The organism is Nocardia sp. NPDC004260 (assembly GCF_053603155.1).
Window position 1 is genome coordinate 44,662 of sequence record NZ_JBSGEZ010000049.1, and the last position, 14,128, is coordinate 58,789.

At 64.6% G+C, this 14,128-nt stretch carries 16 protein-coding genes and 1 pseudogene; 9 read left to right on the plus strand and 8 right to left on the minus strand.

Annotated elements, in window-relative coordinates; all coding sequences use genetic code 11:
* Nucleotides 1-114 precede the first annotated feature (114 nt).
* The 6 genes and pseudogenes from ACWEO7_RS25835 to ACWEO7_RS25860 all read left to right on the plus strand — a co-directional run bounded on the left by ACWEO7_RS25835 (nucleotide 115) and on the right by ACWEO7_RS25860 (nucleotide 3,794).
* Nucleotides 115-273, plus strand: coding sequence for a hypothetical protein (locus ACWEO7_RS25835; RefSeq protein ID WP_452426854.1), 159 nt, complete (start codon nucleotides 115-117; stop codon nucleotides 271-273).
* A 113-nt stretch (nucleotides 274-386) separates the two neighbouring features.
* Nucleotides 387-785 (plus strand): hypothetical protein, encoded by a 399-nt coding sequence (locus ACWEO7_RS25840; protein ID WP_452426856.1) that lies wholly within the window; start codon nucleotides 387-389, stop codon nucleotides 783-785.
* Nucleotides 786-788: 3 nt separating this feature from the next.
* On the plus strand, nucleotides 789-2,690 hold the full coding sequence (locus tag ACWEO7_RS25845; protein ID WP_452426858.1) for a RiPP maturation radical SAM C-methyltransferase: 1,902 nt from the start codon (nucleotides 789-791) through the stop codon (nucleotides 2,688-2,690).
* Nucleotides 2,687-3,274, plus strand: a complete 588-nt coding sequence (locus ACWEO7_RS25850) for a DUF5825 family protein (RefSeq protein WP_452426860.1) — start codon at nucleotides 2,687-2,689, stop codon at nucleotides 3,272-3,274. Before ACWEO7_RS25845 ends, ACWEO7_RS25850 begins: the two co-directional genes overlap by 4 nt.
* A 101-nt stretch (nucleotides 3,275-3,375) precedes the next feature.
* Nucleotides 3,376-3,492, plus strand: a pseudogene (locus tag ACWEO7_RS25855) (polymorphic toxin type 37 domain-containing protein); the annotation flags it as partial.
* Nucleotides 3,489-3,794 carry a hypothetical protein gene (locus ACWEO7_RS25860; protein WP_452426862.1) on the plus strand — a complete coding sequence of 102 codons (306 nt, stop codon included), beginning with the start codon at nucleotides 3,489-3,491 and terminating at the stop codon, nucleotides 3,792-3,794. The pseudogene ACWEO7_RS25855 and the gene ACWEO7_RS25860, both read left to right, overlap by 4 nt.
* Nucleotides 3,795-4,073: 279 nt before the next feature.
* Here the strand turns inward: ACWEO7_RS25860 and ACWEO7_RS25865 are convergent, their stop codons facing one another.
* A complete protein-coding gene (locus ACWEO7_RS25865) occupies nucleotides 4,074-4,262 on the minus strand; it encodes a hypothetical protein (protein ID WP_452426864.1) in 189 nt (62 codons plus the stop codon).
* Nucleotides 4,263-4,343: 81 nt separating this feature from the next.
* Nucleotides 4,344-5,516: an MFS transporter gene (locus ACWEO7_RS25870; protein ID WP_452426865.1), complete on the minus strand. Its 1,173-nt coding sequence runs from the start codon at nucleotides 5,514-5,516 to the stop codon at nucleotides 4,344-4,346.
* A 57-nt stretch (nucleotides 5,517-5,573) separates the two neighbouring features.
* Here ACWEO7_RS25870 and ACWEO7_RS25875 point away from each other — a divergent pair, with 57 nt between their 5' ends.
* Nucleotides 5,574-6,311 carry an AraC family transcriptional regulator gene (locus tag ACWEO7_RS25875; RefSeq protein WP_452426867.1) on the plus strand — a complete coding sequence of 246 codons (738 nt, stop codon included), beginning with the start codon at nucleotides 5,574-5,576 and terminating at the stop codon, nucleotides 6,309-6,311.
* A gap of 293 nt (nucleotides 6,312-6,604) precedes the next feature.
* On the plus strand, nucleotides 6,605-7,414 hold the full coding sequence (locus ACWEO7_RS25880) for a DJ-1/PfpI family protein (RefSeq protein WP_452426869.1): 810 nt from the start codon (nucleotides 6,605-6,607) through the stop codon (nucleotides 7,412-7,414).
* 547 nt (nucleotides 7,415-7,961) lie between these two features.
* Here ACWEO7_RS25880 and ACWEO7_RS25885 read toward each other — a convergent pair.
* Entirely contained in the window at nucleotides 7,962-9,026 is a 1,065-nt protein-coding gene (locus ACWEO7_RS25885; protein WP_452426871.1) for a YdcF family protein, read from the minus strand.
* A gap of 258 nt (nucleotides 9,027-9,284) precedes the next feature.
* Between ACWEO7_RS25885 and ACWEO7_RS25890 the strand changes: the two genes are divergently transcribed.
* The gene (locus ACWEO7_RS25890) at nucleotides 9,285-9,605 is read left to right on the plus strand and encodes an NIPSNAP family protein (RefSeq protein WP_452426873.1); all 321 of its coding nucleotides are present in this window, start codon (nucleotides 9,285-9,287) and stop codon (nucleotides 9,603-9,605) included.
* 701 nt (nucleotides 9,606-10,306) lie between these two features.
* Here the strand turns inward: ACWEO7_RS25890 and ACWEO7_RS25895 are convergent.
* From ACWEO7_RS25895 to ACWEO7_RS25915, 5 genes are all read right to left on the minus strand, one after another.
* Entirely contained in the window at nucleotides 10,307-10,804 is a 498-nt protein-coding gene (locus tag ACWEO7_RS25895; protein ID WP_452426875.1) for a hypothetical protein, read from the minus strand.
* Between the two features lie 358 nt (nucleotides 10,805-11,162).
* Nucleotides 11,163-11,726, minus strand: a complete 564-nt coding sequence (locus tag ACWEO7_RS25900) for a hypothetical protein (RefSeq protein ID WP_452426877.1) — start codon at nucleotides 11,724-11,726, stop codon at nucleotides 11,163-11,165.
* Nucleotides 11,727-12,265: 539 nt separating this feature from the next.
* A complete protein-coding gene (locus ACWEO7_RS25905) occupies nucleotides 12,266-12,940 on the minus strand; it encodes an alpha/beta hydrolase (RefSeq protein ID WP_452426879.1) in 675 nt (224 codons plus the stop codon).
* A gap of 92 nt (nucleotides 12,941-13,032) precedes the next feature.
* The gene (locus ACWEO7_RS25910) at nucleotides 13,033-13,392 is read right to left on the minus strand and encodes an SRPBCC family protein (protein ID WP_452426881.1); all 360 of its coding nucleotides are present in this window, start codon (nucleotides 13,390-13,392) and stop codon (nucleotides 13,033-13,035) included.
* Nucleotides 13,393-13,585: 193 nt separating this feature from the next.
* A complete protein-coding gene (locus tag ACWEO7_RS25915) occupies nucleotides 13,586-13,876 on the minus strand; it encodes a hypothetical protein (RefSeq protein ID WP_452426883.1) in 291 nt (96 codons plus the stop codon).
* Nucleotides 13,877-14,128: the final 252 nt, after the last annotated feature.

Below are 14,128 nucleotides of genomic sequence, written 5' to 3' on the forward strand. Positions count from 1 at the left end.
GGTACGGGGCGGCACAGACGAGTTCGGCGAAATTTCATGACGAGTCAACGCGCGATCTTGTGGGGGAGGCGGCGAGTTCTTATGATCATCCGACCAGCGTGAGAGGAGTGTCCCATGACACACTATCCAGAGTCCTTCGATGCCCAGCTCGACGGGGCGGGTCCGGCCGAGTCCGTATTGTCGATAAAGAAGATTCGGCAGCTCAGTACCAAGCCTACGACGCGCTACATCGATTCGGATGTCCGGTTGAAGAAGGACATCGAGACAGCTTGATACAGAAGCCGTCTGATACGCGGGAGGGATGCGCACCGTCAAGGCTTCCGTCGTGGCTGGAGTCATCCCTCCCGCGTCTCGAACCGCTCACTGACGAGCAAGCTTTCGTCGCTGTGCAAGGAATCCGCGCGATCAGCTGGAAGTGGCGATTTTGGTCGGCGGTGCGCAGGCCGTATCTGCTCGCGGGCCTTGGCCGGCGGCACTACGGGGTGGCCGCGCAAGATGTGGACGACCAGCTGAGCGTCACCATTCCCGACATCGTCATCTGCAGCCGTGGAAACCGTTGCCCTCGGCACGGCGGCGCGGGCGGCGAATGCACCGGACGACTCAAGGTGAAATACGACCTGGTCGTACTGGTCGTGATGGCCGCGGCCCGGCACCTCAACACTACGACAACGGGCGACCGGGTGGACGCGCTGAGTAACGTACCTCAAGCCCCGTCACCCGCAGTTGAGAAATACTGCTATCACACGATCGCCGCGATCCACCGGGCCACAGCGCTGAGCGGGTGACGTGTGACTGTCGAGAGTTCGTCACGCACCGTCCTGGTGTGCATGCCGTGGCACGAGCTGACCCGCCCCTCGCTCGCACTCGGCCTGTTGAGGGCGAGTTGCCTGGCGCACGGCGTGGCCGAACCCGCCGCTTACCACGCCAATATCCACTGGGCCGAAGTGCTGCTGGCCGCCGGGTTGACCGTGCGGGACTATCTCCGGGTCTCTGATGCCGGGTTTGTGCACGCTCTCGGCGAATGGGTCTTCGCCGGTGCGTTGAACGGCCATGACTTCGGGATCGAGCGGATGGCGGACTACGCCCGGCGGCACCGGATCGATCTCGATCCGATCTCCCGAATGCGGGACCTCGCGGACGATTTCGTCTCCTCGGTTACCGAAGCGGTGCTGGCCATGGAACCACAAATCGTCGGGTTCACCTCCACCTTCAGTCAGAGCGTGCCGAGCCTGGCTGTGGCGAAGCGGATCAAGCAGCGTGCACCGGAAGTTCGTACCCTCTTCGGCGGCTACAATTGCGACGGAATCATGGGAGTCACCCTGCACCGGGAATTCGAATTCGTCGACCTGGTACTGCGCGGCGAATCCGACGAGACCTTTCCAAAACTGCTCGGCGCACTCTGTTCGGACTCTGGCGAACTAGGCTCGATTGCCGGACTGTGCTGGCGGGACGCCGACGGCAAGCAGCAGGTGAACGATCAGAGAAGTTCCCCCGTCGGTCCCGCCGGTATGCACGTCCCATCGTTCGACGATTGGTTTCGGACCTACGAGAACAGTGTGATCAGTGAGGTCACCGAGCCGGAGTTGGTGCTGGAAAGTTCGCGTGGCTGCTGGTGGGGCGAGAAGCATCATTGCACCTTCTGCGGACTGAACGGGTCGACCATGATGTACCGGGCGAAAGAACCGTCCCGTTTCGTCGCCGAACTCGACCACCTGGTGCGCAAGCACCGCACCTTGGACATCACCGTGGTCGACAATATTCTCGATGTCTCCTACCTGCGTACCGCGCTCCCGGAGATTGCCGCGATGGACGTCGATCTGCGACTGCACTACGAGATCAAGGCGAATATCACCGCGGAACAGGCGGCCACTCTGCGGGCGGCGAAGGTGTGGAGTGTGCAGCCGGGAATCGAATCTCTTGTCGACGACGTGTTGCGGAGAATGGACAAAGGCATAGGCGGAGTGCGGAATGTGCGCGCCTTGCGGGACTTGGAAACCGAGGGCATCACCGTCGGGTGGAACTGGCTGTACGGATTTCCCGGCGAACGCGAGGACGACTATCGCAGGATAGTCGAGCAGATTCCCGCGCTGGTGCACCTTCAGCCGCCCGGCGGAACGGGACGGATCTTCCTCGAACGGTTCTCGCCGAATTTCGACGATCCGGCCCTCGGCTTCACCGAAAGGGCTCCCGCCGAGCGATATCAGGCGGTGTACGACCTCGATCAGCGGGTGCTTGCCGACCTCGTCTACGAATTCGACACTCCGGACCAGGGGATCACCGAAGAGCAGGTTGCCCCGCTGAACGCCGCGATCGCTCTGTGGCAAGAGCGCTACCCGCGGAGCTCCCTGCTTCGTAAAGATATCGACGACATGCTGATCATCAGGGACCGCCGGTTCGGCTGGGCAGCGCAGGACTACGTGTTCGCCGATCCGAGGGAGCGGGAAGCCTGGGCCGAACTCGAGCATGGCCGCACCGTCCCGGCGTTGCACCGCAATCTCGCCTCTGCTGGGTTCGGCTGGGGCGAGGCGGAACTGCAGGAATGGCTCGCCACACAACTGGCGAACGGACTGGTGTTCACTGAGGGCGGACGTTGGCTTGCATTGGCGACGACGCCGGGTGGGATCGAACGCTCGATCGTACGGCGGGAACAACCGGAGCCGGTGCTGGTGCGCATCGAGGCGCCGACATGACCCAACCACTGGTTCGATGGCCGGAAACCGTTCTCGCCGACCTCACGAACCCGGCCGCGACGGTCGCCGCCGCGGCGGGGCTCGGGCAGGTCCTCGTTATCGCCGAACCGGTGCGATTCGGTGGTGCGGCGGAGGATTTCGCCGTGCTGCGAGTGCTGGGTACGGCGATGGAGGCCGGTGTACGGGTCGACTGGTCACTCGCCTCGGCGGGTCCGTACGGACTGGACGACGTTGTGCATCTGCCACCCCCCGCGCGAGCGGATGGCCGTACCACTGAAGAGGCGCTGGCGCGATGGCGGGAACGCCACCAGGTCGGCCTGTGTTGTTACCGGTACGGTCCCGATTTCGTGGCCATCAGAGATCTTCGCCGAGCCGAGGCGAGCTTTCGCGCCACCCTCGACGAGCCGCACACCAGCCGCTTCCGGGCTCTGGCCGCGGCAACCCGTATCGATGAATTGACCCGCGACGAATTGAGGCTGTTGACCGATTTGCGGGACAACGGCCTGGCCATCATCAAGGGTACGCATTTCCTGTTGTCGCCGTATCGAGTCCGTACCTTCCCCATTCCGTGTACCGCCTTCTGAATCAACGACACATCAAGTCCTGCGGGGAAGCGCATTTCCCTGCTTTCGGGGCCCGAGGATCGGGCCGGGCAGCTTTGCGTGCGAAATCGTTTCACTCCTATGGGCGTGTGTGGGTGCCAACCGGCCAAGGCTCGACAGCGCACGGCGGCCCGCACTGGGACGTGCAAGAGGAGAACGGTGGTTATACGAACGTGTATCCAGGCGGGAAGTCGCGATGAACGGCACCGGCACCGTGGTCATCGAGGCCACCGACGTCACCTACTACTCGCCGCAAGAGGAGGCGGCGTTCTTCGGGTGGCTCGACAAGATCTCCTGTATCGAGTCCTACCAAGGACGGGTGCGCACCTTGTACCTCACCGTAGATCTCGACGCGGTCGATGAAGACGGGTTGCGCGAGATCGTAGCGCTCTACCGCAGGTACAACATCGATCTGAAGGAATTACGGGTCCTCGACGCGGACCGGGTCGGCCCCTGGTTCAGCGACTCCGATCGCTGGTGGCACGCGGAAGTCTTCGGATAGCAGCCCGATCCAGTTTTCGGTTCCGACCACCTTCTGTGCCGGGCGGTTGTCGACGGCGCACCATTCCCACGAAGAGACACCGTCGTTGGGCCTTCACGCCAGGGGCAGGACCTGTCGTCGACGAAGCAAGTGTGCGTAGTGGTCCACTCCCCCTCCGGACACGTTTTGTCACGCATCCTCTGCAAATTTGCAGAGGATGCGTTTACTTTAGGGCCTCCGAATGTGGGACGAACTATTCGACGAGATGGGATGCGACCGGGATCGAGCGCTGCCGCTGTTCTACGTTTCCAGCGAGCCCGAGCCAGTGAACTGCTTGGCCTGCTGCTCGACGACATCGACAGGGGTGGACAGCGAATCTGGGTGGTCGAGGCGCTGAGCGCCGACTGCACGACGTGCACGTCCTGGGCTGCGGCGGTGGAGCTTCCGGCGCGCGACCGCGAGGAAGTGCTCGACCTGCCTGAACTCCATCGCGGCATCCTGGTGTTCGGCCCACGGCAACTCACCCGACGCTGTGTGGGCTGCCCGGGACCGGGCAGCCCACACAAACGGTCAGGCCGGGGCGGCGGCCATCTCGGTAGTGGTCTGCGGGACGGCCGGGTCGCGCAGGGTGCGGAACAGCAGCCAGCTGAGCACGGGCATCACAACCAGCGGGATCAACGCGACCTGCAGGGAGGTGGCATCGGCGAGGCGGCCGAGCACCGGGCTGGCCAAGCCGCCGATGGAGACGGTGAGCCCGAGGGTGACGCCACTGGCGGTGCCGACCCGCGAGGGCAGATAGTCCTGGCCCAGGGTCACCTGCAGCGAGAACGGCACATACAACCCGACCGAGGTCAACGCCACGAACAGGAACACACCCGGGCCCGGCACCCACACCACCCCGGCGATCGCCACCGCGGTCAGCACATACGACCACCTCGACACCGTCACCCGATCCCAGCGCTTCGCCAGATACCCGCCCAGCACCGACCCGACCACGCCGCCGAGGTAGAGCACGAACAACGCCACCGTACCCGCGGCCGAGCTCCCGCCCATACGCCCGCTGATGTAGAGGGAGATGAAGGTGCTCAACCCGACGAACGCGATCGAACGGAACACCACCGCCAGCGACATCCGAACGAACGAGGCGACATCGTCGTCCCCGGTCGGCGCGAACTCTTCGACCCCGACCACCTGGCGCTGCTGCAGGGCCCGCAGCACCGGCACCGTCACCGCCGCACCCGCCAGCGCCGGAGTCAACAGCCATGGCGTGCAGCTCAATCCGCCGGCCGCGACCGTGCCCGCGACCAGCAGCGGCGCCAGCGCGAACCCGATATTGCCGCCCGTAGCGAAATACGCCATCGCGGTGTGGCTACCGCGACTCGCGGCGCGCGCGACCCGGGCGGCTTCTGGGTGGTAGGCCGCTACCCCGATCCCCGAGACCGCGGCGAACACCAGGGCGAGTGCATAGGAGCCCGACAGTCCGGTGACCGCGATCCCGGCACCCCCGACCACGGTGGCGACCGGCAGCAGCCACGGCATCGACCACTTATCGGTCAACGCACCGAACAACGGCTGCACCACCGAGGACAGCAACGACGCCGCCAGCACGATCCCCGAAGCCGCGGCATAGGTGTAGGCGCGCTCGGCGACGAAGAACGGCACGAGCGCGGCGACCGCGCCCTGGTAGACATCGACACAGGCATGACCGCTGGAGAACAGAAAAATAGAAGTGTTTCGTCGCACGGACTCCATGCTCACCAGCCGAGCGCTGTCGCGCTTCCGATAAACTGACAGCCTGTAATGGAAATCCGCCATCAACCCGTCGCGCCGACCCGCGCCCAACTCCTCGCCCCCGGCGAGGAGATCGACGCCCACCGCCACGACGACCACCAGATCATCTACGCAGGCCACGGCGTTCTCTCGATCACTACCAGCGCCGGAACCTGGGTCGCACCCGGCACACACGGAATCTGGGTCCCCGCCGGCACCGTCCACGCCCACCGCGCCTACGGTGAACTGCACCTGCACATGCTCGGCCTGCCCACCACCGACACCCCCCTCGGCCTGACATCCCCCACCGTGCTGAGAGTCGAACCGCTACTGCGGGAACTGATCATCGCCTATACCCGCGACACCGGCGACAGCCCCGAACGCACCCGGCTGCGCGCGGTCCTGCTCGACCAGCTGCGCGCCTCACCCCAACAACCCCTGCACCTGCCCACCCCCACCACACCACTGCTGCGTGCGGTGTGCGGCATGCTGCTCGACAACCCCGGCGACACCCGCACCCTGACCGAACTCGGCCGCGATGTCGGCGCCAGCGACCGCACCCTGTCCCGACTGTTCCGCACCGACCTCGGCCTGACCTTCCCCCAATGGCGCACCCAACTACGCCTACACCACGCACTGATCCTGCTCGCCGACAAAACCCCCGTCACCACCGTCGCCCACCGCTGCGGCTGGGCCTCGGCCAGCGCCTTCATCGACACCTTCCGCAAAACATTCGGCCACACCCCCGGCGCTCACCCTCACCCTTGACCCTGTCGCCCCGGAAACACCACCTGGTCACAAATGGGCGGTTCATGAACTCTTCCAAGTGGCTGGCCTGTGACTCGCAGCGGTAGATGGCGCTGTCTTCGCAGCGTCAGATGGCGACGGTGGACGTGGTGTTCGCGCGGATTCGCCACGGCCCGCGCCCGGCTGCGAGGGATCGAGCGCGGAGCACCACCACGAAGATCTCCTACATGCTGTAGTAGATTTGTGCCCGCGTGGCTACAGTGAATCCTGTTGTACCGCAACACCCGAGGGAGGACTGTCGTGGGAAGGCAGAGATGTTTGCTTGTCGCCGAGATTTCCTGATCAGCGCTACCGCTACTTTGGCCGGTGTGCCGTGGCTGCGTGCGCAGAGCGGACCGGCGGGGGATACCTCAGCCCACATTCAGCCGGTCGATGAACCTCTGCTCGACGGAACCGAGCAGATTGCCATGCTGCTCTACCCACAGTGCACGGCGCTGGACTTCGTCGGTCCCCAGTATGCCTTCGGATGTCTCTCAGGCGCCACCGTGCACCAGATCGCAGTAACCATGGATCCGATAGTTACCGATACCGGAGTGACTCTGACGCCGACGGCGACCTTCGATCAATGCCCCCGTGATGTCGATGTGTTGTTCGTACCTGGCGGAACGAACGGAACGCTGGCCGCGATGCGCGACGACAACGTCGTTCGGTTCATCGCGGATCGCGGAGCAAGAGCGAGATGGGTCACCAGTGTCTGCACAGGTTCGCTGCTGCTGGGCGCGGCGGGTCTATTGCACGGTTACCGGGCCACATCACACTGGGCCGCACGCGATCTACTCGCCGATGCGGGCGCGATTCCAACCGATTCGCGCGTCGTCGTCGACCGCAATCGGGTCACTGGGGCCGGCGTCAGCGCGGGATTGGACCTCGGCTACGTCATCTTGTCGCTGCTGCGCGACCAGCGCTACGCGGAAACGGTGCAACTGATGGCCGAATACGCGCCGCAGCCACCGTTCGACGCGGGCTCTCCCAACACCGCCCCGCCGACGACGAGAACCATGGTGGAGGGAATGTTCACAGAATTCCGCACAGGTGTGAAGGACACATTGCGCTCCACGCGTTGACGAAATCTACTTCGGACAATCGGACGGTCAAGATAACGAAGTGCGCTGAAACAGTCAGTGCATCACCGCTGTTCAGATACCTCTGCGGGACTGCGGTAGCCGTGGATCTTGCGGGGTCGGTTGTTGAGCTCGTCGGCGATAGTGTCGAGGTCGGCTTGACTGAATCGGCGTAGGTCGGCGTTTTTGGGCAGTTATAGACGCAGTAGCCGATTGGTGTACTCGTTCGTGCCGCGTTGCCACGGGCTGCGGGGCTTGCACAGGCAGTTCGGCATCTTCGTGGCTGCGGTGATGGCTTTGTGGCCGGGCGATTTTCCGACCGCGATCCGAGCTCAGAGTGCGGCGCATCGGGATTGGGAGGCTGAGCAGATACCGTGTGTACCGATGTTCGAGATCGTGTGCACTGGCCTGGCTTGGGGTGTGGTGAGGATCGACGACTCGGGGTGTATCCACCGTCGTCAGCGCGTAACTCTTCGTGTCTGCAGAAGGACGACCGCCGATCGGCGGCTTTCCAAGGATGCGGGCCGGGTGATCGGTGATCTGAACCGCGTCAGAACCTGCGTTCGGCGGGGCGGAACGTCTCGCTCAGTCTGTCGTAGGCGTTGCGTACGTCGGCTGGGATGTCTTCTTGGATGATGTGGCCTTCGCGGGGGTACTCGTCCAGGCGTTTGATCTCGCCCATGGTGATGGCGACGATCGATTTCGGGTGCGGCGCGGTTGTCGCGTCGGGGCGGTTCCCGTATTTCATGTAGTTCTCGAGTGAGACATCAGCGGCGGGTATGGAGACGTGTTCGACGTCCGGGCACTGTTTGATGAGCGTGCCCCACACGCGGCGTGCGTGAAAGGGGGTACATACTCCGATTACGGAACTGACGTCGCGGCCGTGCTGCTCGAGCATCTGGACCGAGTAGACCGCGTTCTGGCCGGTGTTCTGCGCGAAGGGTTCCTCGATGATCTGTTTCGGATTGAGGTTCAGCTTCTCTGCGGCCAGCCGGAACTTGGCTGCCTCGCCCCGGTATCCGGAGAACACCACGGGCACATCACCAAGGCCACGGTCGCGGACCAGGTTCGCGATCACCGACGACCCGCCGATGTCACGGCTACCGAAGAAGATGATGCCCCCGTAGTTTCGTTCGGGATCGAACGCCCACTTGGGGTCGTGACGCAGATAATCCCACACGGTTCCCAGATCCGACATCGCTCGATCGGTGTCCACACCCCGATCCCGCAGTTCCTGCAACCATGTTGTGTAGGCGGCTTCGTTGCGTCCCCCGATGACCTGATCGTCGCGGATCAGAGCGCGCCCGGCTGAATTGATAGGTATCGCGCTGTGGTGGTCGGTGTGGAGCAGAACCCCAGCAGACTCCCGGGTCGCGCCCGCCAGGTCATGCCAGGATCTGCTGATGCCGGAGGCGCCGGTGGTCAGCGCTCGCGCAGTCCGCTCCGCGATCTCTCGTGCAGCGGCAGCTGCTGCCCCGGCGGCACCTGGCCCGAACGGCTCGGTCACCCTTTCCTTTCGTAGCCCCCACGAGCACAACCGACGCACGATGTTAAACGAGACGAATGCCCAGGAATGCTTGGGCGAGAACGGATTTGCGGACAGTGTTTTGGCCATCGAACGCCAAAGCGACACCCAGCCACCGGTGTCGCAGCCTGAAGCGGGCGCAGGATCTGGCCGAGGTCGTTGGCGATCAGAGCCTTCGAGATCGATTACGGCGCAAAGTATCCCAAATCAGCCGCCAAGATCGTTGATGACGCTGACGTGTTGCTGGAGTTCTATCGGTATCCGGCCGAGCACTCAGGCCGGTCCGGCGGCCCGGCAGGTCCGGCGAATACCCTGTAAGCCGGTGTGCGGGCGTTGCTAGGGTGAGGCGTGATCACTTGTGTCGTCGAGTATGTGATAGACGCGCGGAAGATCGATGCGTTCGAACGCTTCGCCAGACGGTGGATGGAATTGGTCGAGCGCCACGGTGGCACGCACCACGGCTACTTCCTTCCCGCCGAAGGCGCGAGTGACAAAGCCCTTGCGCTGTTCAGCTTCTCCAGCCTCGCCGCATATGAGCAGTACCGCGCGCATTTCGGCATCCACCCCGACTTCGTCGACGCGGACCGCATCAGGGATGAAAGCGGCTGCGTGCTCCGCTACGAGCGGACTTTTATGCGCCCGCTGCTACCCGGAAGCGCAGGTGCCTGACGGCCGCGTACCCGAATGGGTTCGGGGAAGGGGCCGGGGAGACCACTCGCCTGCCACGAGGCGCGCTGACCGAGCACGCAGCAGGCCGAAGGGCGCCGCCGAAAGCGAGTAGACAGCACCAACGTGTAGGTCCTCGCCGAATTATCGCAGCTAGAAAGAGCCGTTTCCAATCCGAGGCGTGCTGTGGAACGCGAGTATCCGGCTCGAGCACTATCAGCACGTGGCCGCCGTCGCCGAGCGCGGCGCGCTGGACGGATTGCTGTTCCCGGACATTCCCGTGCAGCAGCCGGGCATCGCCCGCGCCCCCGCCGCGACGCTCGACCCGATCCTGGCGACCTCGGCGCTGGCCGTGTCAATGCTGGAGCGGGGCGACTGGTCATGGAAAGCGCGGTGTACTTCAGCACCAGGTGATCTCGCAGTTCATGACCTCCTTCCTCGACCAGAACGGCGGTGCCGTGGATCGCGGCGTAGGTGTAGGGCCGCTCGGGCGGGTTGACCAGGACACTGACCCGCGCGTCGCGGCGCAGCGCGGAGAGCGCCGCAGGCAGTGTCGCGTCGGCGGCACCCGTTCGCCTGGTCCGATCACCCGGCCGCCCCCGGTCGGGCAAGTGCGCGGCGAGGCGTAGCCCAGGGCGAGAGCCGATCCGGACGGGTACGCCATCCGAGATCAGCGTACCGACAGTGCCGCGATCGGCCAGATCCTATCCCCCGGCGCCGGGCGGTGGAATCACCTGTGTGACTGGTACTTCCACCGGTAACCACTGCTGGTTTTGGGCGTCCCAGCCCAACACCTTTCCGTGCAGGGCAGGCTCGGTGGGGTCGAGGTCGAGCAGAGCCAGGCGCGCCTCGTCCGGGAGGTCGGCGGTGACCAGAATCGCCGCCGCATCCACGTTCTCGATGTCGAGCACGGTCACCACCTCGACGCCACTGTGGGATCGCCGTGCCCGCCGAAACCAGCGTTGGCGTAGCTTGGCCGGAAGCGCTGCCGCACCGTCTGAGGCACGCTCACCCAGCGCTTCGAGGAACGCCTTACCGAACACAGTCGCCGCGGGCGCAACCGCACCGAACGCAGCCGCTGACCACTGCAGCACGTCATGCGGCAGTGAGCCGATATTTACCGGCGGCGGGCCAGCTCCATATGATGGCTGCACGGCATCTCCGCTACCGGCGCGTCCCGGGTTCGAATGTGTTTGATCCACGGTGACCCCACCCCCATCACTTCAGTGCGCACGATAGTACGCCACTCGGCCTCTGCTCCATACGGTGCAATCCGACCCGTACCTAGATGGCGCCCGCGGCCACTTCCCCACGAGATATCGGCTTGACCAGGCCCGCAGCGGCGCCGTCAGAGCGCACTCAGACGGGGACCGTAAAGACAACGGCTCTGGCTCACGTCCGGTGGTGCGACGTGAAGGTCTGACGGCACGATGCCTCGATGGTGTGGTGAATGTTGCTGTCTGGCTTGTCTTCTCGGGCCTGTCGGCGCTGGTGATCGACGCTGTTGGAGATGAGGATTCGCGGATCGTTGGGCGGGCCTCGACGTCGACGCCATTATCGCTACGTTGCGATGTGCTGGGAAGGAGTCGCGTCCTGCCCGAGTTCGACTTCACGTGCCCCGATGTCGGGATGGCGAAGCAGCGTCTGTATCAGTCCGGTAGGCCCACCGAGACAGATCCAGTCGTCGTCCCACAGCCGCGACGCCAGCCAGCGGCGGTCGGCCGGAAAGATCAGGTCGGGCAGAGTACGGCCTTGATGCCAATTCACCGTACGCCAGGTAAGCGCCTGTTGCGGTCCTGCCTCGACCAGCACATAGGGCCAACTGGCATACAAGGTCACCCGGGGATCGTTCGCAGCGACGATGTCGTCGGCGCCGGTATCGAGGTATCCCAACCACCAACTCTGGTTCGGCGATTCGTCGCATAGGACCGACACAAGCGCTCGGTCCTGCGCTTGCCAGGCCGTGTGGTCGTCCTCCGGCACGACGATCGTGGCGTAGGCGTCGAAGACCGGCGGAATCGCCGAGGTGATGGTCATGCCGATCGACGTACCTTCGGCGATCCACGCGACTTCCGCGTCGGTTCCGATTCGACGGCCATCGCCGCCCGAGGCAGTGATATGCACTCACCGATTATCGCAGGCCCGCATGCAGCGGCCGCAGTCAACGAGGTCGATTTGGCAGCGACGAATTCGTCGCCCCGTCTCACCCCCCGGCCGACGACCTGCGAGTCGCTGACATCGCCGACCGCTGTTGTCGGCGCTCACCACCCCGATTACCGTCGGTGACCATACGCTGCGGGTGTCAGCGAGTATCGGGGCCGTCATCACGACGATATCGAACGCGCGGAGCGCAGCCCGACTCGACGCTGCCGGCCGCGCGCTCTACCCGCCCAAAACCAGAGGCAAAGATGTGCGAATGGGCGGGCACGGCAACTCCCATGATCCCGCCCAAAGGTGATGATCGATCTAGCCATCTCTGCTGCCACCGCCACGCGGTTTTCCGTTGCACCGCAACATGGTCCGCTCGACCAGCAGTGAGGAAGACGTCAGCGTCGCGGTACCTTGCCGTTGTTGGTGATACGGGTCCATCAGGATTGCTCCCTGCCACGCGGCCTCCCAGAGCCGACACGAATCCTGAACGCATGGGGCGGACGCCGCGAATGCTAGTGGTCACCGAACAGTCCTTGCCCGGCGGCATACGCCTCGAGGCGGTCCACCAGCTCGTGTGGGCGGCTCAGCGCGGGGGTGTGCCCGCCGTCGATCTCGTCTGGGGTGATGCCCAGGCGCTCCTGGGCGATGCGGCGAAGGAAACTGGTGGGGAACAGGTGGTCGTCGCGACAGATCAGGACTCGCGTGGGAACGCCGGGCCAGGTCCTGAGCGGCGACGGGTCCCCCATCCGTGCCTCGGACTGGGCGCGCGCCCGCTTCAGCGCCTCGGCGGCCAGCTCCGGTGGGACATCCTGATAGAAAAGAGCGATGGCATCGTCGTACCGGTCCCGAACCTCCTGGTTGTATCTCGTATGGGCCCAGTAGTCGGCGGGCGCCTCTTCCGGCGCGGGGATCATGGGAGCGACCAGGACGAGCAGTTCTACCGCCACCCGGTTGCAGACGAGCGGGGCTGTGAAGCCGCCGAACGATTGCCCGACCACAATCAGATCGGTCTGGTCCCCGATCGCGTCGGCGACGGTGTCCGCGTACTCAGGCAGGCCGGCCGAGTCCTCGTCGCATGGAAGGTCTGGTGCGATGGTGTCAAAGCCTCGCGCATGCAGTTCGGCCTCCACCAGGTGCCAGTACCAGCCGACATCGCCAGCGCCGTGGATGAAGACAAATGTGGTCACCCTGTCTCCTTCTGATGCTCAGACTCCGATCGGGACCGCCGAAGCCGCGGAGCTGTTCGCGGTGCCACCGCCCACGCCTCCGATGCTGACTCCTACTGGCCGTATGAGTAGCGAAGATCAGCGAACAGCAGCTGGTTGAGGCGGCGGCGCAGATGGCCGGTCTTGCTCTGGTCGGGGGCCCGATCTGAAGTCAGAAGCGTGAACCGCAGCAGCGTGTCCCCACCCTCGACCGCTGCCAGCTCGAAACGCACTAGGTCGTCGGGCCTGCTCGGCCACAGCGACGACCACACGACGGTGTTCGGTTCCTCGGCTTCGACCACCACCGGTTCGGATTCATCGGGCAGCAGGTTGAGCCAAGGTCGCGCACCCGACCTCCGGGGCTCGGTCAGCGACTGCCAGACTATGAACGGAGGTACCGGCAAGGTACGTGCCCGGGAGCCGAAATCGATCATATGAACAGCCTAAGGCGGGGCGTGCCGCGAAAGCCTTGCCCGGCAGATGATCAGCGGCCGGGATCGTGCCCCGGCAATCCAGCCGATCATGACGGCAAGTCGCATGGCCCCACACCCGACGCTCGTCGACAGTCTCCTGACTGGAGGGGTCCGCATAAAGGTCTAGATGACGGATTAGCGCGGCGCGCCGGTGTCATCGGACACTGCGGACGTCCCAAACCCACACGTCGTCGACTCGATGGGCGGGGAGATCCAGCAGCGCGGCGACGGTCTGCAGCAGCGCCTGGGGGGCGGGTTCGATCGACAGGACGAGCACGTCGGCTCGCCAGTACCGCAGATCGGCGCGGGAATTCCTCCACGGTCGCCGCCGATGGCAGGGCGCCACCGCCACGGCGGCAAAGCGCGACCAAGCGAGGATTCTGGGCGAATGCGGCGCGACAGTCGCTGCGATCGACGACAACGGCACGATGATGGGCGTGACCATGATGTCGCTCGATGACCACAGCGCCCTCACGCCCGAACGGCAGAGCTTAAAAGACAAGGCAGTTTCCTGGCTGGCCCCTCTGGGCCAACTTCGCGATGTGGGACAGGCCATCCTTCGGCTTGTCCCACGCTGGGTTGTCATTCGGTTTGGCTGCCGATCTAGCTTGAGTTTTAACCTCTGAGCTGGGTTTTTATCCTGTTCGGCGGGGTCGTGGCCCGGGGGGTTTGGATGGCTTCTGGTTGCTGGGTGTTT